The organism is Microbacterium sp. 01T413_2, from assembly GCF_056398985.1.
The window spans coordinates 26,486-34,766 of record NZ_JBFTQL010000035.1 but is presented as its reverse complement, the minus strand read 5'-3'; the positions used below and the strand labels follow the sequence as shown (position 1 = coordinate 34,766).

The following is an 8,281-nucleotide window of genomic DNA, read 5'->3' as shown; positions in this document are numbered from 1 at the left end:
GACGGAGGCCGACCAGATGGACAGAAGACGAAGGAGTTGGATCCATGCAACGACGACGATGGACGCAGGGGGCGATCGCGCTGAGCGGCGCGATCCTCGCCCTTGCCCTCGCCGTGCCGGCTCAGGCCGCCACGACCTCGACGCGACCGGCCGCCGGCCCCGCGCCGACCCAGATCCCGCAGCTCACCGGTGCCGAGCTCTCCGCGAGCTGGACGGCGCCGCTGAGCACGCGCGGGCGCTACGTGGTGGACGCGGACGGCGACCGGTTCAAGCTCATCTCCGCGAACTGGGACGGCGCGCAGGGGCATTGGAGCGGGAACGGATCCAAGTCCGACCCGACCACGCACAACAGCGGCGACAGTTACGACATCCCGATGGGTCTGGACCGGGTGGCGCTGCCGACCCTGATGAGTGACTTCCACTCGATCGGGATCAACAGCATCCGCCTCCCCTTCTCGAACGAAATGCTCGGGATGACGGCGGCCGTGCCGGACGCAGCGGTCGCGGCGAACCCGCAGTTGCGCGGCAAGACGCCCCTGCAGGTCTTCGACGCCGTGATCGACGCGCTCACCGCCGACGGCTTCGCCGTGATCCTGAACAACCACACCACGACATCACTGTGGTGCTGCGGCGTGGACGCCAACACCAAGTGGTACAGCAGCCAGACCACCGAGAAGTGGATCTCGGACTGGGTCATGCTGGCCCAGCGGTATCGGACGAACCCGCGCGTCGTGGGCATGGATCTGCGCAATGAGGTGCGACGAGATGTGACCGACGACGCGAACTGGGGCATGGGCGATGGCAACGACCTGTACAAGGCGTACCAGCAGGCGGCCATCGCGATCCAGAAGGTGAACCCGGACGTCCTCATCGTGATGGAGGGCATCAACTGGCAGGGGGTGCCGATCGACGGCTTCTTCCACGACCGGCCGATGCTGAAGCCGGTCGCGAACACGTCGAACACGATCCTGCACCCCGACAAGCTCGTCTATTCGGCGCACGTGTACGCGTACACCGGCCCGCAGCACACCGGTGCCACGGGCCTCGGCGAGACGCACGACCTGCGCTATCGGGACATGACGGCGGCGCAGCTCGCCGATGCCGTGACGCAGGAGGCGCTGTTCGTCACCACCGCCGGGCAGCACTACACGGCGCCGGTGTGGATGAGCGAGTTCGGCATCCGCGGGGCCGGGGAGACGGATCAGAAGAACATCGACTGGTGGAACAACTTCACCGACCTGCTCGCCGCCGACGACACCGACTTCGCGGCATGGCCGCTGGTCACGCAGGCCGATGCCGCCGGCACGTTCGCCGACACCTACGCTCTGCTCGGATACCGGCCGGACGGCAGCAGGATCAGCATCGCCGATGACTGGCGATACGCGGGGTGGCAGAAGCTCGTGACCTCCGTCGGCAAGACCGGGCACGTCGACCCCCCGACGCGCTGGAACATGCTGGGCAGCGACAGCTACCTGCCCGACACGAACGCCTCTGTGCTCATGCAGGACCGTCCCGACTGGGATCCGGGCCAGTGGAAGGGCGTCTGCCCGGACACCGAGCGCCTCCAGGGCGTGTCGCGCAGCAGCAACCGCGCCCTGTGCACCGACGCCGGGCAGCCGTCCCTCACGACCGTGCGCCACGTCGTCGGCAACGAGGCGAACGTGCAGTCCGACTGGGCCGGCGGCTACAGCAAGCTGCAGTGCGCGAACGGCGAGATCGCCGTGGGCCTCAGCCTGACCATCGGCACGGTCAACCGCTGGGCCACGTCCACGCTGCTCTGCGCGCCGAGCACGACCGCGCTGCCGCAGAGCGCCGGCCGCACCCTCTGGTTCGACCGCGCGGACAACCGGCCTGCGGGCGGAGGCTCGACCGCGAGCGACTGGGCGCCCGGACGCTTCAAGGGGCAGTGCGCGGACGGCGAGTACGTCGCCGGCATCGCCTACACCTATCAGCGGGTCCAGGGCGGCGTGCCCAGCGCTCTGCTCTGCAAGCCGCTGCACTGACCCATGCACCTGTCCCGGACGGCGTACCGTCGCTCCGGGACAGGCGCACGACCCTGCGCGACGCGACAGCGCCCCTCGACCCGACCCCTGCACCGCATTCCCCACCCCGGAAGGATCCGCCGTGATAGACACGATCCACGTCGTCTTCAAGACCCACCTCGACATCGGCTTCACGGCGCTCGCGCGCGACGTGATCGCCGGGTACACCGAGCGCTACCTGCCGCGCGCGATCGAGCTCTCCGAGGAACTGGAGCGCCGCGGCGGGCCCGCCCGATTCGTCTGGACGACCGGGTCCTGGCTGATCGATCACGTGCTGCGGGCCGGCACGCCCGCCCAGCAGGACCGGCTGGACGCCGCCCTGAGAGAGGGACGGATCCACTGGCACGCACTGCCGCTCACGACGCACACCGAGCTCATGGATCCGTCGCTCGCCGCGTTCGCCGCGTCGATCGCACAGGGGCTGGACGCCCGGTACGGTCGGCGCACCATCGCTGCGAAGATGACCGACGTGCCGGGGCACACCATCGGGCTCGTGCCTGTGCTCGCCGCGGCGGGGATCGAGTACCTGCACCTGGGCGTGAACGGCGCCTCCGCGGTCCCCGACGTGCCCGAGTTCTTCGTGTGGCGCGCACCCGACGGCGCCGAGGTCGTGGTGAACTACGCCCGCTCCTACGGCTCGGAGGGGCTCGACCTCGCCGTGGTGCCGGGCGGCACGGACGCGCTGCACCTCGCGCACACTGGTGACAACAACGGCCCGCCCTCGGCTGCCGAGGTCGAGGAGCTGTTCGCCGCCCTGACGGCCGCGCACCCCGGCGCACGGATCGTCGCATCGAACCTGGACGACTTCGCCCGCGCSSTGCTCGCGCACCGYGACGCCCTCCACGTCGTGACTGCGGAGATCGGCGACACCTGGATCCACGGCGCGGGCGCCGATCCCCTGCTCACGGCGGGACTGGGCGTGCTGCAGGGGCTGCGGACCACGTGGCTGCGCGACGGCGCGCTGGATCCGTCGTCGGCGGAGCACCACGACTTCGGCGTCGCCCTGCTTCGCATCGTCGAGCACACCTGGGGCGAGGATCTGAAGACGTACCTCCCCGACTACGTGAACTACGCCAAGGCCGACTTCCGTGCCGCGCGCGCCCGCGATGTCGTGGATCCGTCCGCGAATCCCGCGGACACCCGCACCTACGACTGGGCGTGGGCGGAGCATCCGTCGCCGCAGGGCCTCAGCTATTCCGGCTTCGAGGCGTCGTGGGCCGAGCAGCGCGCGCACCTGGATGCCGCGCTCACCGCGCTCGCCCCTGAGCGCGCCGCAGAGGCGCGCGCAGCGCTGGCCGAGCTGCGTCCGTCGGCGGATACCGGCGCCGGCCCCGCCACCCCCGAGGCCGAGGTGAGCGTCGGCGAGGAAGTCGCGCTGGGGCGGTTCCGGGTGACGTTCGGGGCGGACGGCGCGATCACCGGGCTGCGCGACGAGCGCGGGGCCGTGTGGGCGGATCCGGAGCACACGCTCGGCGCCTTCCGGCATCAGACCTTCGACGAGCGCGACGAGGAGCGCTGGCTGCAGCAGTATTGCCGCGATCTCGGACACACCGGCGTCTGGGCGATCCCCGACCAGGCGAGCCCCGGGCTCGCGATCGCCGAGACCCTGCCGGCGCGCGTGACGGCGCCCGAGCTCCGCGGCCTCACGACCCGCGCCGCTCCGGAGGGCGACGGCACGGCGCTTCTCGAGCTGACCCTCCCGGAAGAGCTCGTCGCCGAGACGGGGGCGCCGCGGCGGGTCCGCATCGAGTACCGGTTCCCGCAGGGCGAAGGCCCGATCCGGATCCTGCTCGACGTGTGCGGGCGAGAGGCGTCGCGGCTGCCCGAGGCGAGCTGGTTCGGCTTCCGTCCGGCGCCGGCCGAGAGGGCCGCCGCCGACGCCTGGGCGCTGCGCAAGCTCGGCGTGCCGGTGGACCCCCGGCGCGTGGTGAGCCGCGGCAACCGCACGCTGCACGCGGTGACGGCCGTGGAGCGCCGCGGATCCCGTCCGCTGCGCCTGCGCACCATCGACGCCCCGCTCGTCGCGGTCGGCACCCCTGCGCTGCTGCGCTTCGACGACGAGATCCCGGATCCGGCCGACGGATTCGCCGTGAACCTGCACAACAACGTGTGGGGCACGAACTTCCGGATGTGGTTCGATGACGATCTGCGCTACCGGTTCGAGCTGGACCTCGACGGCGCAGCCGCCTTCGCAGAGGAGAACCGATGACCGACGTCCGCCGCGCGTCCGCCGCCGATGACGCACTCGTGACGAGCCCGCTGGTGATCATGGCCGTGCGTCCGGACGGGTTCGAGGCGGTGTGGGCGGTGAGCCGGCTCAGCCGTGGACGGCTCGAGTGGCGCACCGACCGCGCCGAGGGTGAAGCGCGGATGGATCCGTTCGGCATGACGCCCCAGGGCGAGCAGGTGCTGCGGGTGCGCGCCGAGGGGATGCACCCCGGCACGACGGTGCAGGTGCGCGCGGTCACCGAGGCGGTCGGCGACCCCGGCGCGCAGCACGTGAGCGCATGGAAGACCGTGCGCCTGCTGGATGCGTCCGCCGCACACGCCCGGATCGCGGTGTGGAACGACACGCACCAGCGCGACGACACGATCCGCGCCCTCGACGAGCAGACTCCGGCGGTCGACCTGCTGGTGTGGAACGGCGACCTCTGCAACGACTGGAAAACCCCCGGCCAGTTCGTGAGCACCGTGCTCTCCCCCGCCCAGCGCGACATCAGCGCCGACCGGCCGCTCGAGATCACGATCGGCAACCACGACGTCCGCGGGGACTGGGCGTTCCAGCTGCAGGACTACGTGGCGACCAGGGACGGCCGGCCCTTCTCCGCCGCGCGGATCGGGCCTGTGGCGTGCCTCTTCCTGCACACGGGCGAGGACAAGCCCGACGCGCACCCCACCTTCGAGGGTCGCGTCGCGTTCGAGCCGCTGCGTGCCGAGCAGGCGCTGTGGCTGCGCGAGGCGATCGCACGGCCGGAGATCCGCGACGCGCCCTACCGTCTCGTTTTCTGCCACATCCCGCTGCGCTGGCTCGACGAGACCCCGGCCGACTACGACGACGAGGGCTACGACTGGTTCAGCCGGTTCAGCCGCGACGCCTGGCATGACGCCCTCGTCGCCTGGGGCGCGCAGCTCATCGTCTCCGGGCACACGCACGAGCCGGCGCTGATCCCCGGCGACGCGCAGTTCCCGTACGCGCAGGTCGTCGCGGGCGGGCCTGACCTCGACGCCTCCTCGGCGGAGGCCGCGACCTGGATCGACATCCAGGCGGATCCCGAGGCCCTGCGCCTGGAGATGCGCACGCTCGACGGCGCCGTACGCCTCACGCATGCCCTCGCGCCGCACGCGCCCGACCGGTCACGCTCCGATGGAGGCGATTAGACCTCGGGCCTACCAGCGCCGGCCGTGGCGCCGCTCCCACGCGGCCTCGACCGTGATCGGACGCCCGGCGTAGACGCCGGCGGGGATGGATGCGACGAGCAGAGCGGTGAGCACGATCAGCGGCACCTGCCAGCCGCCGGTCGCGGTGTGCACGATGCCGAGCAGGAGCGGGAAGATCGCGGCGAGCACATAGCCACAGCTCTGCACGAAGCCGCTCAGCGCGACCGCGGTCTCCGACTCGCGCGCGCGAATGCTGATCAGCACCAGCGCGAGCGGGAAGAGCAACCCGGCGAGCCCGTACAGCAGCACCCACAGCCACACGATCGACGGAGCGGGGAACAGCAGCAGGCCGAGCAGGCCCAGCACCGCGCCGAGCGCGCCGATCACATAGAGCCTGGTGGTCGCGTGGAAGCGCACGATGAGCACCGGCACGATCAGGGACGCGGGGAAGCCCGTGAACGCGAATAGCGACAGCAGCAGACCGGCCTGCTGCGGAGTCGTGCCGACGTGCTCGACGAGGATCGTGGGCAGCCAGGCGAACGCCGTGTAGGCCATGCTCGCAGACGTGCCGAACACGACCGCCAGCGTCCAGGCGAGGGGAATGCGGGCCAGCCGGGAGAAGACGCGCGAGCTGGACGGCGCCGTCACGATCGGACCAGTGGAAAGCGCCGCGGCGTCCTCGAACGACGGCCGGGCTGATGCGGTCCCGGCCGGATCCGTCACGTCGGCCTCGACCTGATCCTGTGCCCGGTCGCCGACCGCGGGCGCTGCCTCGGTCTCCGCGGGCGGGGCCGTGGCACCGACAGCCGTGCCCTCGGTCCGCGCGCGCAGCAGCATCACGATCCAGGGGATCGTCCCGGCGAGCGCGAACACGGCCCACATCGCGAGGGACACCCGCCAGCCGGCGACGTCCGCCGCCGGGACCGCGACCAGCGGCGGCAGGAACGTCGAGAACGCCATCACCGTCGTGTACAGCGTCATCATCAGGCCGAGCCGGTCGGGGAAGTACTTCTTCACCAGCGGCGGCATCAGGATGTTCGCCATGCCGACGCCGGCGAACACGAGCGCCGTGGCGATCAGCAGCGTGGTCGCGTCGACGGCGAACCCGCGCCCGACGAGCCCCACCGTCACGGCGCTCAAGGCGATGACGGCCACCCGCTCGAGACCGAGCCGGCGCTCCATGAGCGGGGTGAGCAGCCCGAACAGCGCGAAGCACACCGGCGGCGCGGTTCCGATCAGGCCGACCACGGCAGCCGGCATGGGGAAGTCGCGCGCCACGTGGTCGACGACCGGTGACAGCGAGGCCACGGCGGAGCGCAACGAGAACGCGACGAGGACGATGCCGAGCACCGCCAGGACGCGCCCGCGCCAGAGCGGTCGGACCTCGGGTCCGCCCGCCGTCACGAGCTCTGCGATCCCTCGAGCCAGCCCAGGTACTCCTCGGTGACGGTTCCGGTGACGTACCGGCCGTCGAAGGGGCTCAGGTCGAGATCGGTGAGCTCGGATCCCTCGGTGATCGCGGCCTTGAGGTCCTCGACCTCCTGGTACACGAGCCGGTCGGCGCCGAGCACCTCGGCGATCTCGGGGATCGTGCGGCCGTGCGCGATGAGCTCGTGCTTGGACGGCATGTTGATGCCGTACACGTGCGGGTGCCGGATGGGCGGGGCTGCGGAGGCGAAGATGACCGACTTCGCGCCGGCGTCGCGMGCCATCTGGATGATCTGCTTCGAGGTGGTGCCGCGCACGATCGAGTCGTCGATGAGCAGCACGTTCTTGCCCTTGAACTCAGTCGACATCGCGTTCAGCTTCTGACGCACGCTCTTCTTGCGCACCGCCTGCCCCGGCATGATGAAGGTACGGCCGACGTAGCGGTTCTTGTAGAAGCCCTCGCGGTACTCGATGCCGAGCTTGCGGGCGACCTCCATCGCGGCGGGCCGCGAGGAGTCGGGGATGGGCATGACCACGTCGATCTCGTCCAACGGCACGTGCTTCGCGATCGTGTCGGCGAGGCGGTCGCCCATGCGCAGCCGCGACTCGTACACGGAGATGCCGTTCATGACCGAGTCGGGCCTGGCCAGATACACGTACTCGAACGCGCAGGGCGCGAGGACCGGATCCGCCGCGCACTGCTTCGTGAACAGCTCGCCCTCGTTGGTGATGAACACGGCCTCACCCGGCTCCACCTCGCGGACGATCTCGTAGTCGCCGTTCTCGAGCACGAGGGACTCGCTCGCGACGACCCACTCCTCGGCCCCCTCGCGGGTGCGCTTGCCGAGGATCAGCGGGCGGATCCCGAACGGGTCCCGGAACGCGAGCAGCCCGTATCCGGCGAGGATGGCGATGACGGCGTACGCGCCCTCGATGCGCTTGTGCGTGCGCGCGACCGCCTCGAAGATGCGCTCCGAGTCGAGGTCGACGGTCGAGGTCGAGGTCTGCAGTTCGTGCGCGAGCACGTTCAGCAGCAGCTCGGTGTCACTCGAGGAGTTCAGATGACGGCGATCCCGGTGCGCCATGTCGGCGGTGAGCTCGCGCGTGTTCGTGAGGTTGCCGTTGTGGATGAGGACGATGCCGTACGGCGCATTCACGTAGAACGGCTGGGCCTCCTCCTCGCTCGACGCCGTGCCCTTGGTGGCGTAGCGCACGTGGCCGAGGCCGACGTTGCCGAGCAACGAGCGCATGTCGCGGGTACGGAACGCCTCGCGCACCATGCCCTCCGCCTTGGCCATGTGCATGACCCCGCTCGGCTCGGCCGTGGCGATGCCGGTCGCGTCCTGGCCGCGGTGCTGCAGCAGCAGGAGCGCGTCATAGATGTCCTGGTTGACCGGGGCGTGCCCGACCATTCCGACGATGCCGCACATGAG

General features: G+C 70.8%; 5 protein-coding genes. 3 read left to right on the top strand and 2 right to left on the bottom strand.

Translation table 11 applies throughout. The features are described 5' to 3' along the window. Positions 1 to 44 precede the first annotated feature (44 nt). The 3 genes from AC1DMN_RS16065 (at position 45) to AC1DMN_RS16055 (ending at position 5,420) form a co-directional block, all read left to right on the top strand. Positions 45 to 2,003 carry a glycoside hydrolase family 5 protein gene (locus AC1DMN_RS16065; protein ID WP_477229763.1) on the top strand — a complete coding sequence of 653 codons (1,959 nt, stop codon included), beginning with the start codon at positions 45 to 47 and terminating at the stop codon, positions 2,001 to 2,003. A gap of 121 nt (positions 2,004 to 2,124) precedes the next feature. Then, entirely contained in the window at positions 2,125 to 4,251 is a 2,127-nt protein-coding gene (locus AC1DMN_RS16060) for a DUF5054 domain-containing protein (RefSeq protein WP_477384573.1), read from the top strand. After that, on the top strand, positions 4,248 to 5,420 hold the full coding sequence (locus AC1DMN_RS16055) for a metallophosphoesterase family protein (protein ID WP_441977376.1): 1,173 nt from the start codon (positions 4,248 to 4,250) through the stop codon (positions 5,418 to 5,420). Before AC1DMN_RS16060 ends, AC1DMN_RS16055 begins: the two co-directional genes overlap by 4 nt. Before the next feature lie 9 nt (positions 5,421 to 5,429). Here AC1DMN_RS16055 and AC1DMN_RS16050 read toward each other — a convergent pair whose 3' ends face one another. Both AC1DMN_RS16050 and purF read right to left on the bottom strand, forming a co-directional pair. Further along, complete coding sequence (locus AC1DMN_RS16050; protein ID WP_477229765.1) at positions 5,430 to 6,824, bottom strand: MFS transporter; 1,395 nt, start codon at positions 6,822 to 6,824, stop codon at positions 5,430 to 5,432. Further along, positions 6,821 to 8,278, bottom strand: a complete 1,458-nt coding sequence (gene purF / locus AC1DMN_RS16045; RefSeq protein WP_441977378.1) for an amidophosphoribosyltransferase — start codon at positions 8,276 to 8,278, stop codon at positions 6,821 to 6,823. Before purF ends, AC1DMN_RS16050 begins: the two co-directional genes overlap by 4 nt. Between the last annotated feature and the right edge of the window lie 3 nt (positions 8,279 to 8,281).